This is a genomic window from Citrobacter sp. 172116965 (assembly GCF_013458095.1).
In the GTDB taxonomy this organism is placed as follows: Bacteria; Pseudomonadota; Gammaproteobacteria; order Enterobacterales; family Enterobacteriaceae; genus Citrobacter; species Citrobacter braakii.
The window spans coordinates 2,352,621-2,367,818 of sequence record NZ_CP046673.1; the positions used below are offsets into that span (position 1 = coordinate 2,352,621).

A 15,198-nucleotide genomic window follows, 5' to 3' on the forward strand; every position below is an offset into this window, starting at 1 on the left:
GTTCCTGATATGAGATCATCATATTCATCCGGAGCGCATCCCAGAGGGACATCATGAGCCATCAACTCACCTTCGCCGATAGTGAATTCAGCACTAAGCGCCGTCAGACCCGAAAAGAGATTTTCCTCTCCCGCATGGAGCAGATTCTGCCATGGCAGAATATGACCGCTGTCATCGAGCCGTTTTATCCCAAGGCGGGCAATGGCCGACGGCCCTATCCGCTGGAGACCATGCTGCGTATTCACTGCATGCAGCATTGGTACAACCTGAGCGACGGTGCCATGGAAGATGCCCTGTACGAAATCGCCTCCATGCGCCTGTTTGCCCGATTATCCCTGGATAGCGCCCTGCCGGATCGCACCACCATCATGAATTTCCGCCACCTGCTGGAGCAGCATCAACTGGCACGTCAATTGTTCAAGACCATCAATCGCTGGCTGGCCGAAGCAGGCGTCATGATGACCCAAGGCACTTTGGTGGATGCCACCATCATTGAGGCCCCAGCTCTACCAAGAACAAAGAGCAGCAACGCGATCCGGAGATGCATCAGACCAAGAAAGGCAATCAGTGGCACTTTGGCATGAAGGCCCACATTGGTGTCGATGCCAAGAGTGGCCTGACCCACAGCCTAGTCACCACCGCGGCCAACGAGCATGACCTCAATCAGCTGGGTAATCTGCTTCATGGAGAGGAGCAATTTGTCTCAGCCGATGCCGGCTACCAAGGAGCGCCACAGCGCGAGGAGCTGGCCGAGGTGGATGTGGACTGGCTGATCGCCGAGCGTCCCGGCAAGGTAAAAACCTTGAAGCAGCATCCGCGCAAGAACAAAACGGCCATCAACATCGAATACATGAAAGCCAGCATCCGTGCCAGGGTGGAGCACCCGTTTCGCATCATCAAGCGGCAGTTCGGCTTCGTGAAAGCCAGATACAAAGGGCTGCTGAAAAACGATAACCAACTGGCGATGTTATTCACCCTGGCCAACCTGTTTCGGGTGGACCAAATGATACGTCAGTGGGAGAGATCTCAGTAAAAACCGGAAATAACGCCAGAAATGGTGGAAAAAATAGCCTAAATAGGCTGATTCGATGTGTTTGCGGGAAAAAAATCGGCCCAGATCCGCGAAATTTTAATCAGCGAGTCAGCTTGGGAAGAAATGACCTGCTTATTCGCACCTTCCCTAATCCCTGCTGCGATAAATAACGCACAAGCGCCAGATAATATTGAAATAGTCATCCCGTTTTTATTGTTCTGAAACGCACTCACGATTAATGGCCCGGCAATTTGCCCAATGCCATATGTTAACGTCACCAGACCCAGAAGATTAATTTTCTGTGGTGCAGAAATCTTTTTCGCGAGTGGCATAACGAGAGAACTGGTTCCCATGAAAGTTGCACCAAAGCCAATACAACTCAAGGTCAATAAAAGCGGGGAATGGATAAACGAGGCCATCACAACGCAGCTCGCCTGCACAATTAAGTTAACACTCAGGCAGGACAATATGCTCCACTTGCGTGCAGCCCATAACCAACCATAGCATCCTGGGATAACGGCAAGGCCAACAATAGACCAGATATGGTTGGCCAGAAATTCATTACCCACTCCCCGGGCTATTAAAGGGAGATAAGTAGCTACAATGATATAACCGAAGCCTGCCAGTCCATATAACAATGCTAAATTCCACCACTGGATGTTCGGCTCGGATGACGAAGCTTTTTTCTGAGGAGGTAGAACGTGTTTATTTGCAGGCAGCAAGATAATCAGCGCGATGAAGAGTACAGCTGAAATGATTGACGCGCCGATCCATAGTAGCTTTGAATTTAATGCATATGCGATACCGGCTATAACATATTCATTGCCTATAAAAATACCCACCCCGACGCCGGCAAACAAAGAAGCAATGACAAACGGATTATGGGTATGCTGTAGCATAAGCATCGACCCGAATATCATCATGCCTGCGCTGGCAACACCGGCGATAAATCGAATAACAATTACTATATCAGGGTGCGTGACTACTGCCATCGCAAAAATAAGCAGGCCGGTGACTAATGCAGCACAAATTAACATCGTTTTGATATTCTTCAGGCCACCAAAAATACCAAACGAGAACAGGAGGCTGCCAACCAGGTATCCGGCGTAATTCGCGCTTGCGATTAACGATAATTGCGAAAAATTAAAAATGCCTTCATGCAACATGACCGGCAGCATCGGAGTATATAAAAACCGACCAATTCCCATCCCCAGCGTTAAAACAATCATACCGAAGACAGCCGTGCTCAACTGGCGATGGCCAATAACATTGTGATCAAGATCCATTTTTCAGGCTCAATATGTCAATCAGATTTGATTGTTATGTTACATAAAGAAATGCTAATAAAAAGTTAATAAAAATGACGAAAACCTTCACTTTGAGTGACAGACACGATGAACAGTACCTCATTAAATTTGTTTAAAACCGTCGCGGAAACCGGCTCTATCACCGCAGCAGCCCGTAATCTGCACTGCGTTTCTTCAAACGTCACGACGCGGCTCAAGCAACTGGAGTCCAGCCTGGATGTTTCGTTGTTTGTTCGCGAGAAGAATCGTCTTCACATCACCCCTGAAGGTGAACTGCTTCTGCGTTACGCTAACAAAATCCTCGCGCTTTTAGACGAAGCCGAGTTGTCTATGCAGGGAACGAAAGCGGCTGGCCCTCTGCGCATTGGCGCAATGGAAACCACTGCCGCCGTCCGACTTCCTGCTTTGCTGGCAAACTTCCACCGTGAAATGCCCTCCGTAGAATTAAACTTAAAAACGTCACCGACAGATGTGTTAGTTCGTCAGATCCAGAATAGTGAACTTGAAATTGCCTTCGTCGCTGACCACAAGGTGTTGCACGTAGACAATTCAAGGCTACAAACGCAGGTGCTGTGTCAGGAAACCCTGGTTCTGGTTACGGCCGCAGAGCATGGTGATGTCGTGACGGGAGCCGATCTGGAGGTGACAAGGCCGCTCGTCTTTGTGAAAGGATGTAATTATCGTTCCCGGCTTGGGCAATGGTTACGGCTACAAAATGTCGATTATGACGACCCGCTGGAGTTTGGTTCTTTTCAGGCAATACTTGGTTGCGTAAGTGCCGGAATGGGCATTGCATTATTGCCTGAGAGCGTCGTCAAACAGTATGAAACGAGCTTCCCCATACGGTGCCACTCTATTACTCCTCACATTGGTAATGTCAATACTATGATGATATGGCTTAAAAATCGTGAGGTTAGCCGGGTATTGAATTGCTTTGTTTCCTTTGTTTCATCCCACTGAGGTATTCCACAACCATATTGTGCCGTTAGGGCTTTTGGGCTGGTAAATACTCTATATGGATCTATTATCGATGCAGGCTTTCAGTTTCAGGATTGACTAATGCAATTTAATAGAGTTGCTGAAGATTTCTTTCCTGGGATTGGTCAAGAAATTTGACCACTGTTTTGTAGTAAGAACGGCATCTGCTCTCTGATTCGTTCGTTGCCAGTCTGCCATTGGCACAAAGCGGCTATTCAGTCTGCTTAACTTTGTTTCCAGGTTCAAAGGGGGAACGATGAGGTTTTGGCAGAATATGCTTAAGTTAAATGCGAAAAGGAATTCAAATTGGATGGAGTTTTTCACACATGAAAGACATCTTTCAGGATGCAGGTAAAAATTACCGAACAAGCAGATTCTGCCAATCTGGATTCTCAATTTTATGGGAATAGGGCAGCATCGCACGATTAATCAGATCAAAGAATTCTGACTCCACCATCCTTACCGCTTTGCTTGTACCTGGCCCTTTCCATTCATCAAAGAGACGCCAGTAAAGCGATTTCAGCATATCGACCGCTGCCTCGAAAATCTTTACGTCAGGTTCAAACCAATGACACACCAGAAAATACATTTTTTGTTCTGCATCATGAATGGATGTGCACTGGGAAAGTTGACTCATAAATAGCTTTATCCAGACCAATGCTGCTGTTTTTAGCGGTGGCAGTACAATCCGCTGCTCTATCATGTATCGTGACAGATATAATTCAACCTCATTCCGTTCAGGTTGATTATCATGACCCAGTGAAGCGAGAATTAAGAGAGTCCCCGAATCATTTCCTTCGGTAATTTTATCTTCAGCCCATGCAATGATCAGGCAGTCCAGATTATCGTAGAGAAAGTGATATTTTCTTGAAAAAATAAGCAGTCCGAGCAGGTCATTGAGTGAGTATATACATGGCATCTGATGTTCTCTTTCCTGTATCGTTTACATGAACCTTGGCAATGCTCCTGTCTAAGGCCATCATTCATTTAACGGGTGGGGCTACGTATTCGAATGAAATGCCAGTTAACCTTAATTTTATCTTAACTATTGATATAAATACTATAAAGTGTAGTGACATACAGATTTTGACCACATAAGCCGAAGTGTGAGAAGTCCGCCTCTGGCACGGAGCAGTCTGGCTGGCGCCCCTCAAGAGCTGCTATGTCAAGAGCGGACGTTGAGCACGTTGTTCAACGTCACCAAATTCAGCCCCTGGAACTCAGTTTCTCGCGAGTCGGACCTTGAAAGTAGATACTACCTATATGGCAACTACGCGGTTGAGCCAGCACAAAACGAATTGTTTCCCAGACTGAGCGTCCATTTAATAAACGTTCCCCCATTCTGGATTGACTATCGACAAACGTATCTAACCCTGTAAGTTCGAAATCCGGTGGATACAACCCGGTCACACGTATATTTTCTTCGGACAACTGGTGTGACAGTTTAGATGTGAATCCGCTAAGCCCGTGTTTGCTGGCAAAAAAAGCGGGATGCGCAATTGAATCCGTAAAATTCGGAATCCCACATGAAGATATTATTGAGACGACATCCGCGCTTTCTGAACGTCTTAACCCAGGCAACAATGCATGAGTCAATATAATCGCACCTGTCAGGCCTGAACTGATGGTATTGATAATTTCTGCGTCTGGTTGATCGTCTAACGTTCCTGACAGCCACTGGGCGGCATTGAGGATTAAAATGTCGATGGGCTTGTCTGAAGTTAACAACTGTGAAGAAAACTGCGAAAGGGATTCAGGCTGGGTTAAATCACAGATATATCCTTTTGCAATCCCTCCTTCAGCCGCGATGATACTGCAAGTTTTTTGAATATCATCAGCACGCCGCGCGCAAAAATCCACCTCGACGCCTTCTTGCGCCAGCCACACGCACAGCGCCTGACCAAATCCTCCGCCTCCACCCGTAATTACAGCTCTTTTACCTCTTAGCATCTTCATCCATCCTTTTCTTTATGACTATGTGTGGATATAGATATACATGAGGAGGTGGATTGGCATCTTTCAATTAGTGCCATTTTTACATGAGGAATAGGGATAGGGGACTTGCAAAGCCAGCGTCTGGCGCGGAGCGGACTGAGCGTTAGGTTATTATATTCTCTGCAAGGATATGTATGCGCTATAAACCAATTTTAATTGTGCTATTTAGTCAGTAAATTTGCTTAAAATACCATCCCTCTTCTGTTTATAAAGACAAGAAGAGGGATGTATTAATCATTTAGATATCAGTAGCCTGCAGCCCTGTTGGCTTCTTTGATGCGATTGTTTCTTGCGTCTTTATCATGTTGGTCTTTTGCCTGCATTATCCCACTTGCAGCATCCACCCAATCATTTGCGGTACAACCTGATAATACCATACTCAACATTAATGCAAACGCATACTTCATTATAACTCCATCATTCATTATTGTATAAATAGCGTCTGTGTAATGCTCAATGTATTTAACGCTAATGCGGTTAATTTAACAAATAATCATATCTCAGGCAAGGTGAGGATCTCGAACCCGTACATGTAATGGGTAATTCATAATGATTAGCTGAAATAATTGAAGGTGCAGGGTGGAAATAACACTGCATAAAAAACGACATATCGTATTGAGTGGATTATTAAACAGCGAATTAATTAGCCTCTGTGACAGAGGTTATCTTTACGCGTCAACGCATAGCTGCGCCACTCCCGGCGATTGTCATTCGTCGGGAGCTATCTTTAATTATCGAACCTGTAGTGCTTTGAGTTCAGAACACCGGCAAACCCAGCCCTTGCTTTACTTCTTTTAATGTCTGCTGCGTGACCTCGTGCGCCTCTTCGCTTCCTTTTTTGAGCATCGCCATCAGCATACCTTTATCCTGGATGTAGGTTGCCCGCCGCTCGCGCATCGGGGCGATAAGCTCCTGCAAGCACATCTCCAGCTCGTTTTTGCATGTCCGGTCGCCCAGCCCGCCGCGCTGATAATGTGCTTTCATCTCCGCCACTTTTGCTTTATCCGGATGAAAAGCATCGAGGTAAGTAAATACCATATTGCCGTCAATCTGCCCCGGATCGGACACTTTTAGATGATTGGGATCGGTGTACATTGCGCTGACCGCATGATGAATAGCCTCTTCGCTGGCAGACAGGAGTAGAGTGTTGCCGAGCGATTTTGACATTTTGGCATTACCGTCGATCCCTGGAAGACGGCTGGTCTCACTCAGTAGCGCTTTACAATGCGACAAGATAGAGGTCGGTAACAGACTATTCATCTTATGCACGATCTCATTGGTCTGTTCGATCATGGGCAACTGATCGTCGCCGACGGGAACCACCTCGGCTTTGAAAGCGGTAATATCTGCTGCCTGGCTGATGGGATAAACCAGAAAGCCAACCGGTAACGAGCGGGCAAATCCTTTCTGCGCAATTTCGTTTTTGACCGTAGGATTTCGCTCCACGCGAGCCACGGTAACAATGTTCATATAAAGCGCGGTCAGCTCAGCGAGGGCGGGCAGGGCCGACTGCAGACAAATGGTGGTGAGTGACGGGTCGATTCCTGCGGCGAGGTAATCAGCCAGCACTTCGGGAATATTGTTGCGGATCTTTTGTGGTGTGCTGCCGTTATCGGTTAGCCCTTGCAGGTCAGCAACCAATATAAACTGCTGATAATCATGTTGCAGCGTGGCGCGCTGGCGCAGAGAGCCAACATAGTGGCCGAGATGCAGCGGGCCAGTGGGACGATCGCCAGTGAGGATGATAGTTTTGTTGTTCATGTAAGACTCCTTAATCAAAAAACCGAAAGGGGTCTTTAAATGCAAATAACCGCCTTTCGGCGGTTATTTAAAATGGGGAAAACACATTCTGACCGCCTTTAAGAAGGCAGCCACCACAGGTTGTGATTAAACGCGGTGATATTGTGTTTTGTGTTCATCCAGTCAACATATCACCGCCTGGCGCAGAGGTAAAGCAATGCACGACGTACAGACGTATCTTAGCTCGCTTCCAGCATGCCAAAGCTCACGATGCGCGAACGCCCTAACTCTTTCGCGCGATACAGCGCCACGTCTGCGGCGCGCAGAAGGTTGTCGCTCTGGGCGTGCTGCGGATAGCTGGCAACGCCGATAGAGACATCAACGTGACCAATCTCTGAGAGTCCAAAGCGCAGCGACAGTTCGCGTACACCATTATAAATATCTGTCGCAAAGCGGTTGGCGGCCTGCTCATCCGTATTGGCCAGCAACACCAGAAACTCTTCACCGCCGTAGCGGAAGGCCATGCCGCTGTCATGGACAACGCGCTGAATAGTGGTGGCGATACTTTTTATCACGCTATCGCCCGCCTCATGGCCAAAGCGGTCGTTAATATTTTTGAAATGATCGATATCGATCATCAGGCAACTGATTGGCTCTTTGTTACGCACTGCCTGGCTCATCTGGGTGCGCAGCGTATCTTCCAGATGATGACGGTTGCGCAGGCCGGTTAGCGGGTCGTAGAGTGCTTTCTCCAGCAGCGCATCACGCAGGCGCTGGTTGGCTAACGCCAGACCGAGTGCTTCCGCCATCAGTTCCAGATACGCGCGAGAGGGAGCGGAATCATTGCTGAGGTTCTGGAATGAGAGCAGGCCGATGGCTTCACCCTGGGCAATCAGTGGCACGCATAGGGTATGCTGCTGGCATGATTCCGGTAGATGGTAGCAGGCGATATCGGGTTCGCCTTGCACCGGTGGATGGCTCTGACCGCGGCGCACTGCCCAGCATTCGTCCGGGTGGAAAGCATCCGCTTTGCCCTGCGGTGAAAGCCATTGCGCAACGCAGCGCATTTGCCAGGGCTCTCGATCCAGTATGTAAAGCCGCCCGGCAATACCGGGAGCAACATTCGGCGCAAACAGCTCTGCCACATTAATGACATCGGCAAAATTCTCGCAGCCTTGCAAACGTTGAGTCATACGTGCGAGCAGCTCGCGGATTGCCCAGTCGGCGTCTCGTTCTTTCTCCAGTCGCTGACGTGCCAGGCCGTTCTCGCGAAAAATGCGGATCGCCTGTGCCATATCGCCGATTTCATCGATCTGATTAAAGCTGGGTGTCTCAACGGCGTAATCCTGCGATGCCAGACGGTTAACCACATCGCTCAAACGCACCACGGGACGCAGTACGCGGCGTTTTAAAATAAAACCGAGAACGAACAAAAATAACAGCGCCGTCAGCCCGACCATCACTTCCGAAGCCGTACGTAGCGTGCGCGATGTCTGAGTGGCATCTTCAATGGTGTTGCGTACGCGGCTGTCGAGTAACTGACGGAAATGATCTATCCGGTCCTGGGCTCGCTCCAGTTCCTGTTCATAGGATTTGCCATACAGCAGGGCGATGGCCTGCGACTCTTCACCGCGCGCGACGCTGGCAAGCGCCGCAGCTTGCTCATCCTGCAGGGCATCAACAATCTGCAGCCCTTCATGCAATAGCGCCAGTTCTTCATCCGTCGCCCCAATGTCTTTTAGTTTCGACAGTCGCTGTTCAACGGCTTTCAGCGACGCTTCTTTCTGGCGGTAGGCGTTAAGCGCTTCCGGGTCTTTTGCAATAACATATTCGCGTGCCAGATCGGACAGCGACCAGGCATCGAGCTCGACTTCTTCGGTCAGTTGATCGAATTGATAACGCTGCTCCACCACCTGGCGTTCGGTGTTATCGGCGCTGGAGGCCATCAACATGACAACGCCGGAGGCTATGGTCAGACACACCGTCGCGCTGTAGGCCCAGTTGGTGATTGTGGCAATTCGCACTGATTAGTTCCTTCTGCGACGATTAATGAATAAGCATGATTGAAATTATAGGAAACGTATGATTTTGCGTGAAAATAAAAAAGGCGGTCTCAGGACCGCCCTCTGTTATCGTCCTGCCATCATAAATCTGGAGGATTTTTTCCTTCTTCCATAAAGGCTTCGTCGATTCCTTCCACGTTACCTTCATGATCGCGCCCGGAAAACAGGTTCCAGCAGGTAATGAACAGTGCGGCAATCAGGGGGCCAATCACAAAGCCGTTAATGCCGTAGATCTCCATTCCGCCGAGAGTGGAAATCAGAATCAGATAATCCGGCATTTTGGTGTCTTTACCCACCAGCAGCGGGCGCAGGATATTGTCCACCAGCCCGACGATAATCACGAAGAAGCCAACAATAAACAGCCCTTGCCACAGCTGGTGCGTGGCGAAGAGGAATATTGCCGCAGGTACCCAGACGATCGCTGAGCCGACCGCGGGCACGAGGGAGAGAAACGCCATCAGCGCGCCCCACAGGACGCTGCCGTCGATGTCGACAATTGCAAACGCGATGCCGCCAAGAATACCCTGAACCAACGCCACGACCGCTGTGCCCTTGACTGTTGCCCGCGTCACGCCGACGAATTTGGCAAACAGGTGCTGTTTGGCAAAATCAGAAAGCGGTAATGAGTCCAGAATCTGGCGCACCAGGTACGGCCCGTCCTTCAGTAAGAAAAACAGCAGATACAACATGATGCCAAAGCTAATAGCAAAGCCGAATGTCCCCTTACCAATCAGGAACGCGCTGCCGGCGAGGTACTGTCCACCCTGCAGTACAACGTCGGACAGTTTTTTCTGGATCTGCGCGACGTTATCCAGATTATGTTCTGCGAGGAATCCTCTGGCCCAGTCAGGAAGATACGAAATAATGGCGGTGACCACTTCCGGGAACTGAGTGTCGTTTTGTTGTAATTTGGCATACACCACGTTCAGCTCAATAGCCAACGAGGAGAAGATCACCATCAGTGGGATAAAAACAATCAGACAGATGATGCCGATGGTGAGCAGTGACGCCAGCCCGTTACGTTCGCCAAGCGCGCTGCGCAGTCTGTTTTTCACCGGGTTAAAGATGGTGGTTAAGATTGCGGCCCACAAAATGGCAGAGAAATAGGGAGACAACACATCGAAGAACGCCCAGGTCACGAGGGCAAGTATGAAAATGAAGAAACCTTTAGTCAGTCCGTTAAATCGCATTAGTGAACCCTGTAATGAGAAGCAGTCCCGACTATAGAACCGTTCAGGGGAATTACCAACTTTCGCTGCGCATATTTTCTTAAATTGGTTAACCTGTTTTTCGTAGGGAGCCTGCGACAGATAAATAACGTACGCTATGATTTATTAGTGAAACAGTCATACTTTTCTTCCCGAAAAAGGGCGTCAAAAAAAGAGGGGGCGTTATGAACACTCAACCTGTAATCGGGATTAGTGGATGTTTAACCGGCTCAGCCGTGCGATTTGACGGCGGGCATAAACGGATGGGATTTGTGATGGACGAGCTGGCTCAGTGGGTGACTTTTAAACCTGTCTGCCCGGAGATGTCTATCGGTTTGCCTGTACCACGCCCCGCGTTGCGTTTGGTTCAAACCGCCCAGGGGAATATCCGCATGTGTTTTAGCCATGCGCCTGGTGAGGATGTAACCGATAAAATGTCCGATTTCACCGCTTCATATATCAATGGGCTTGGCGGTCTGTCGGGTTTTATCGTCTGTGCTAAATCACCGAGCTGCGGAATGGAGAGAGTGAGGCTGTATGACGAAAAGGGAAATCGCGGGCGAAAAGAGGGAACCGGTCTGTTTACCGGCACCTTAATGGAAACCTACCCGTGGTTGCCGGTCGAAGAAGATGGCCGCTTGCACGATCCGGTGCTGAGGGAGAACTTTGTCGAGCGAGGTGTTCGCGTTACATGAGCTTAATATGCTGCGAGCCACTGGTCTTACTCGCCACGGTTTACTCAACTTCCATAGCCGCTATAAGCTCCAGCTTTTGGCTCATCACCAGGCGGGTTACCGGGATATTGGCCCTTTCGTGGCCTCGCTCCATCAATGGGATGATTTGGACGCTTTTTTCGTGGTATATCGCGAAAAGCTAATGGCGATCCTCAAAAAGCCCGCCTCACGGAAAAATCATACCAACGTACTGATGCATATTCAGGGCTACTTCCGCGATCGGTTGAACACCCGCCAGCGCGGAGAGTTGCGTGACGTTATCCTCAACTATAGCGGCGGCCTGCTGCCAATATTGGCGCCACTGACTCTGCTCAAGCACTACCTTGCTGAATACCCAGACAGCTATTTACTTACCCAGAACTATTTTGATCCTTATCCGAAGGATTTAGCCCTACGGTTAATGATTAATTAGCCTGATAGCGAGTAAATCTGGGGCAGAAATATCCGTTGTTCGCGAAGGTTATCCCTGCCGTTTTCTGATGCGTTTAAGCAGGGATAACTTTCACGGTGTGTCATCGATGAGAAAATGCGGCCCTGCACCCACGGGCAAATGTGCCGACCGCGATTTAACCGTTTCTGATTTCCTCATCGATACAAGGCTGAGGTTTGCCAAACAGATATCCTTGCGCGAAATCGCAGCCCAGAGCCTGAAGTCTTGTCAGTTGCTCCTGCGTTTCAACACCTTCTGCAACAGCCTTCATATTGAGAGATTTCGCCATACCCGTGATCAGTTTGATGATAGTCAGGGCGTCTTCCTGCGTAGATATCGAATGCACAAAGGACTTGTCTATTTTGATTTTATCGAAGGCCAGTCTGCTGAGGCGCGAAAGAGAAGAGTATCCGGTACCAAAATCATCGATGGAGATTTTTACCCCCAGGGTCCGGAGCTTATTAAGCGTATTTATCGGTGTAGCACTCTCGGTAAAGAGAGAGGATTCAGTCACTTCCAGTTCGAGGCGGTCAGGTGGAAGTCCAGTTTCTTTCAGAATGGTTAACACGATTCCTGCAAAGGCCTTGCTGCTTAGCTGGACAGGGGAGACATTGACTGAAATTTTAGCCGGAACCGCCCAACCCGCGGCTTCCCTGCAGGCAATTTCCAGCACCGCTTTCCCCATCTCATTAATCATCCCTGTTTTTTCAGCAACAGGAATAAAGCTATCCGGCGACAGGAGGCCCTTGAGAGGATGGACCCAACGAATTAGCGCCTCATAGCTGTATATTTTCTGACTGAAAGAATCGACAATAGGCTGGTAATACACCACGAACTCTTTGTTCACTATTGCTAATGCCATATCATGCTCAAGCGTTCTGCTTTCTTGCAATTTTTCTAACATTCGTTGCCGGAAGACTTTTATCTTGCCAGAGCCTTCATTTTTGGCTTCATAAAGGGCCAGATCGGCAAATTTATAAAGATAGTCGGAGCGGCGCTCATTTTCTGAGATAACAATGCCAACACAGGTGGTTATGTTGATAATTGTGTTGTAAATAGTGTAGGGCTGGCTGATAAACTCACATATTTTCTGGGCTCGCGAAACGGCCCGACTTTCTGTCAGACCACTTGAGAGAAACGCAAACTCATCCCCGCCTAAGCGATACAACGTATCCGACGTTAGGCTTGTCGAAATCAGACGATCGGATATCTGGCGCAGTAACATATCACCGGCATCATGACCATACGTATCATTGACCTCTTTGAATCGATCTAAATCAAACAACATCACCGTCACAGCATCGTTATTTTTCTCTGCCATTTCGATTGTTTTATTTAAATCGCTCCAGAATAGCTGGCGGTTATTCATCTCGGTGAGCGAGTCATGGTAGACGTCATATTCCAGCTTGGCATTCTGAATTTGTAGCTTTTCCTTCGATTTTTGCAGTTCTTCGGCAAGACTCTTGACCTGAAGGTGCCCCCGCAGAATATTTCTGTTTTGATAAAAAATGAGCACACCCAGAATCGCACTCAGTATTATTAGCAGTACAGATGTCGTTGAGTAAATATAGTACAGCGTTTGAATTTTTTGGTTGGCGTTATTAATCGAGTTAACATCTTTGTTTAATGCGCCGGATGAAAGACGGCCAAGTTGTGCATCCAGGGTATGCATTTTTTTCAGATACGCCTGGAGTGCTGGACGGTTCATTTTCTCGAGATTATCATCCAGATAACTAAGGGTATTTTCAAGTGTTACCGCTAGCTCACGGTGGGCAATGTTGCTTTCTATGTAGCGCCCCAAATCACCTTCTTTTATCAAATCACTCTGGCTGAGCATAATGTCGAGACGCATGCGTACATCATCAAGATTCATCGTATCATCGATAGTGTAAAGACCAAGCAACGATTCAAATCGGTAATATTGAGATACCAACTGAGCGGCAGACCAGGAATCGGTGTAGTGAGTCAGTTTCTGTAGCTCTTGTTGCCGTTCATGGGTAATGACTCCAACTTATTGATAGTGTTTTATGTTCAGATAATGCCCGATGACTTTGTCATGCAGCTCCACCGATTTTGAGAACGACAGCGACTTCCGTCCCAGCCGTGCCAGGTGCTGCCTCAGATTCAGGTTATGCCGCTCAATTCGCTGCGTATATCGCTTGCTGATTACGTGCAGCTTTCCCTTCAGGCGGGATTCATACAGCGGCCAGCCATCCGTCATCCATATCACCACGTCAAAGGGTGACAGCAGGCTCATAAGACGCCCCAGCGTCGCCATAGTGCGTTCACCGAATACGTGCGCAACAACCGTCTTCCGGAGCCTGTCATACGCGTAAAACAGCCAGCGCTGGCGCGATTTATCCCCGACGTATCCCCACTGTTCGTCCATTTCCGCGCAGACGATGACGTCACTGCCCGGCTGTATGCGCGAGGTTACCGACTGCGGCCTGAGTTTTTTAAATGGCGGAAAATCGTGTTGAGGCCAACGCCCATAATGCGGGCGGTTGCCCGGCATCCAACGCCATTCATGGCCATATCAATGATTTTCTGGTGCGTACCGGGTTGAGAAGCGGTGTAAGTGAACTGCAGTTGCCATGTTTTACGGCAGTGAGAGCAGAGATAGCGCTGATGTCCGGCAGTGCTTTTGCCGTTACGCACCACCCCGTCAGTAGCTGAACAGGAGGGACAGCTGATAGAAACAGAAGCCACTGGAGCACCTCAAAAACACCATCATACACTAAATCAGTAAGTTGGCAGCATCACCACCTTGTTGAATAAATCGAACTTTTGCCTATTCCCGGGATTAGATTACACAGGCGTAGCAGACGTTCAAAAATAGTCAATTATCAGGAATTCAAAATATGCAAAATCACCTACGGGATCGTCAGCAACTTAATGAACTTATCAATGGCTGGATACACCGAGATTGGGGGAATATGCCGCGCTGGCTTGCTGCATGAGCCAGGCGGATAAACCTTGCTGAGCGCCGCATAACCTGGTTTATTCGCCAGCCTGAGCCGACTGGCGGGCATACAGATACGCGGTCGCTCTGGAGACGCCCAGATGCTGCGCCACAGTGTCCATAGATTTTCGTACGTTCAGCAAACCGTCTTTGCGTAATTGTTGAATCAGTCGTTTACGGTCTTCAGGTTTCAGGGCGCGGGCCGTCGTTGCGCATTTAGCGGCAAAGTCATCGATACGCTGGCGGATGACTTCGTTACTGCCGGGATCGATATGTTCCTTAATGGGAGAGTCAGCGGTTTCAGTAAAACGCGCAAGGGCACTCTGCATGCCACGAAACAGCGTCATATCCACGTTCAGACAGAGTGCTGCTACGTATTTGCCTTCATCATCCTTGATGCCGATGGAGGTACTTTTCACCGGGCGGCCATCGGCAAACTGGTTGCTGTAGTTGGCTATAATGCTGGGGAATTCAGGCGATGCGATTCGCGCCAGACCCAGTTCTGTTGCCGGTTGGCCGGGTTCTCGCCCGGACAGGTTATTATGGATGGATAAAATGGCATGTTCAGGATTTTTGAGATCATGAACCACCACTTCGCAAAACGGCGAGAAGGTCTCGCTCAAGCCCCTGGCGATAGTGTCAATTTGGCTGAGAAGTGAGTTGTTATCGGTTTTTGGCATGCCAGTCTCCTGCGGTGATGCTTGTTGCCATGATTGCGGGCAGTTTACAGTGAGCAGGGTTCGCTTTT

Annotated in this window: 12 protein-coding genes and 2 pseudogenes; 4 read left to right on the forward strand and 10 right to left on the reverse strand. The window is 48.8% G+C overall.

Annotation, left to right across the window (positions count from 1 at the left end):
* The first annotated feature begins 53 nt into the window (after positions 1-53).
* Positions 54-1,033 (forward strand): IS5-like element ISKpn26 family transposase gene (locus tag GPJ68_RS11300; protein ID WP_255489313.1). Its coding sequence is split into 2 segments (ribosomal slippage): positions 54-495 and positions 495-1,033, totalling 981 coding nucleotides; the frame shifts between segments, so codons are not numbered across the junction.
* On the forward strand, positions 1,015-1,203 hold the full coding sequence (locus GPJ68_RS25350; protein WP_370461216.1) for a hypothetical protein: 189 nt from the start codon (positions 1,015-1,017) through the stop codon (positions 1,201-1,203). The genes GPJ68_RS11300 and GPJ68_RS25350 overlap by 19 nt, the downstream gene beginning before the upstream one ends.
* Here GPJ68_RS25350 and GPJ68_RS11305 read toward each other — a convergent pair.
* Positions 1,189-2,319 (reverse strand): annotated as a pseudogene (locus GPJ68_RS11305) (MFS transporter); the annotation flags it as partial. The gene GPJ68_RS25350 and the pseudogene GPJ68_RS11305 sit on opposite strands and share 15 nt — an antisense overlap.
* A 108-nt stretch (positions 2,320-2,427) precedes the next feature.
* On the opposite strand from GPJ68_RS11305, the gene GPJ68_RS11310 reads away from it, so the two are divergent.
* Positions 2,428-3,300 carry a LysR family transcriptional regulator gene (locus GPJ68_RS11310; RefSeq protein WP_172860435.1) on the forward strand — a complete coding sequence of 291 codons (873 nt, stop codon included), beginning with the start codon at positions 2,428-2,430 and terminating at the stop codon, positions 3,298-3,300.
* 376 nt (positions 3,301-3,676) lie between these two features.
* Here the strand turns inward: GPJ68_RS11310 and GPJ68_RS11315 are convergent, their stop codons facing one another.
* The 6 genes from GPJ68_RS11315 to GPJ68_RS11340 form a co-directional block, all read right to left on the reverse strand.
* A complete protein-coding gene (locus GPJ68_RS11315; protein ID WP_019076712.1) occupies positions 3,677-4,237 on the reverse strand; it encodes a hypothetical protein in 561 nt (186 codons plus the stop codon).
* 287 nt (positions 4,238-4,524) lie between these two features.
* A complete protein-coding gene (locus GPJ68_RS11320; protein ID WP_075849170.1) occupies positions 4,525-5,268 on the reverse strand; it encodes an SDR family oxidoreductase in 744 nt (247 codons plus the stop codon).
* Positions 5,269-5,558: 290 nt separating this feature from the next.
* On the reverse strand, positions 5,559-5,720 hold the full coding sequence (locus GPJ68_RS11325) for a hypothetical protein (protein ID WP_016152967.1): 162 nt from the start codon (positions 5,718-5,720) through the stop codon (positions 5,559-5,561).
* Positions 5,721-6,069: 349 nt separating this feature from the next.
* Positions 6,070-7,074 (reverse strand): tryptophan--tRNA ligase, encoded by a 1,005-nt coding sequence (gene trpS, locus GPJ68_RS11330; RefSeq protein WP_104652409.1) that lies wholly within the window; start codon positions 7,072-7,074, stop codon positions 6,070-6,072.
* Between the two features lie 218 nt (positions 7,075-7,292).
* The gene (locus tag GPJ68_RS11335; RefSeq protein WP_047417683.1) at positions 7,293-9,077 is read right to left on the reverse strand and encodes a diguanylate cyclase; all 1,785 of its coding nucleotides are present in this window, start codon (positions 9,075-9,077) and stop codon (positions 7,293-7,295) included.
* Between the two features lie 119 nt (positions 9,078-9,196).
* The gene (locus tag GPJ68_RS11340; protein WP_016156415.1) at positions 9,197-10,306 is read right to left on the reverse strand and encodes an AI-2E family transporter; all 1,110 of its coding nucleotides are present in this window, start codon (positions 10,304-10,306) and stop codon (positions 9,197-9,199) included.
* Positions 10,307-10,509: 203 nt separating this feature from the next.
* On the opposite strand from GPJ68_RS11340, the pseudogene GPJ68_RS11345 reads away from it, so the two are divergent.
* Positions 10,510-11,470, forward strand: a pseudogene (locus GPJ68_RS11345) (YbgA family protein).
* A 154-nt stretch (positions 11,471-11,624) separates the two neighbouring features.
* Here GPJ68_RS11345 and GPJ68_RS11350 read toward each other — a convergent pair.
* The 3 genes from GPJ68_RS11350 to GPJ68_RS11360 all read right to left on the reverse strand — a co-directional run bounded on the left by GPJ68_RS11350 (position 11,625) and on the right by GPJ68_RS11360 (position 15,130).
* Complete coding sequence (locus GPJ68_RS11350; RefSeq protein ID WP_180837421.1) at positions 11,625-13,490, reverse strand: bifunctional diguanylate cyclase/phosphodiesterase; 1,866 nt, start codon at positions 13,488-13,490, stop codon at positions 11,625-11,627.
* A 9-nt stretch (positions 13,491-13,499) separates the two neighbouring features.
* Positions 13,500-14,197, reverse strand: a protein-coding gene (locus GPJ68_RS11355; RefSeq protein ID WP_235611130.1) for an IS1-like element IS1B family transposase whose coding sequence is annotated in 2 segments (ribosomal slippage) — positions 13,500-13,948 and positions 13,948-14,197 — 699 coding nt in all. Because the reading frame shifts where the segments join, the coding sequence is not laid out codon by codon here.
* A 291-nt stretch (positions 14,198-14,488) separates the two neighbouring features.
* Positions 14,489-15,130 (reverse strand): transcriptional regulator, encoded by a 642-nt coding sequence (locus GPJ68_RS11360; protein ID WP_016152975.1) that lies wholly within the window; start codon positions 15,128-15,130, stop codon positions 14,489-14,491.
* Positions 15,131-15,198 lie beyond the last annotated feature (68 nt).

Excerpts from the sequence above, each read along its gene's own strand:
- GPJ68_RS11315 (WP_019076712.1), bottom strand. The coding sequence starts at position 4,237 with ATGCCATGTATATACTCACTCAATGACCTGCTCGGACTGCTTATTTTT.
- GPJ68_RS11340 (WP_016156415.1), bottom strand. The coding sequence starts at position 10,306 with ATGCGATTTAACGGACTGACTAAAGGTTTCTTCATTTTCATACTTGCC.
- GPJ68_RS11320 (WP_075849170.1), bottom strand. The coding sequence starts at position 5,268 with ATGCTAAGAGGTAAAAGAGCTGTAATTACGGGTGGAGGCGGAGGATTT.
- trpS (WP_104652409.1), bottom strand. The coding sequence starts at position 7,074 with ATGAACAACAAAACTATCATCCTCACTGGCGATCGTCCCACTGGCCCG.
- GPJ68_RS11325 (WP_016152967.1), bottom strand. The coding sequence starts at position 5,720 with ATGAAGTATGCGTTTGCATTAATGTTGAGTATGGTATTATCAGGTTGT.
- GPJ68_RS11310 (WP_172860435.1), top strand. The coding sequence starts at position 2,428 with ATGAACAGTACCTCATTAAATTTGTTTAAAACCGTCGCGGAAACCGGC.
- GPJ68_RS11360 (WP_016152975.1), bottom strand. The coding sequence starts at position 15,130 with ATGCCAAAAACCGATAACAACTCACTTCTCAGCCAAATTGACACTATC.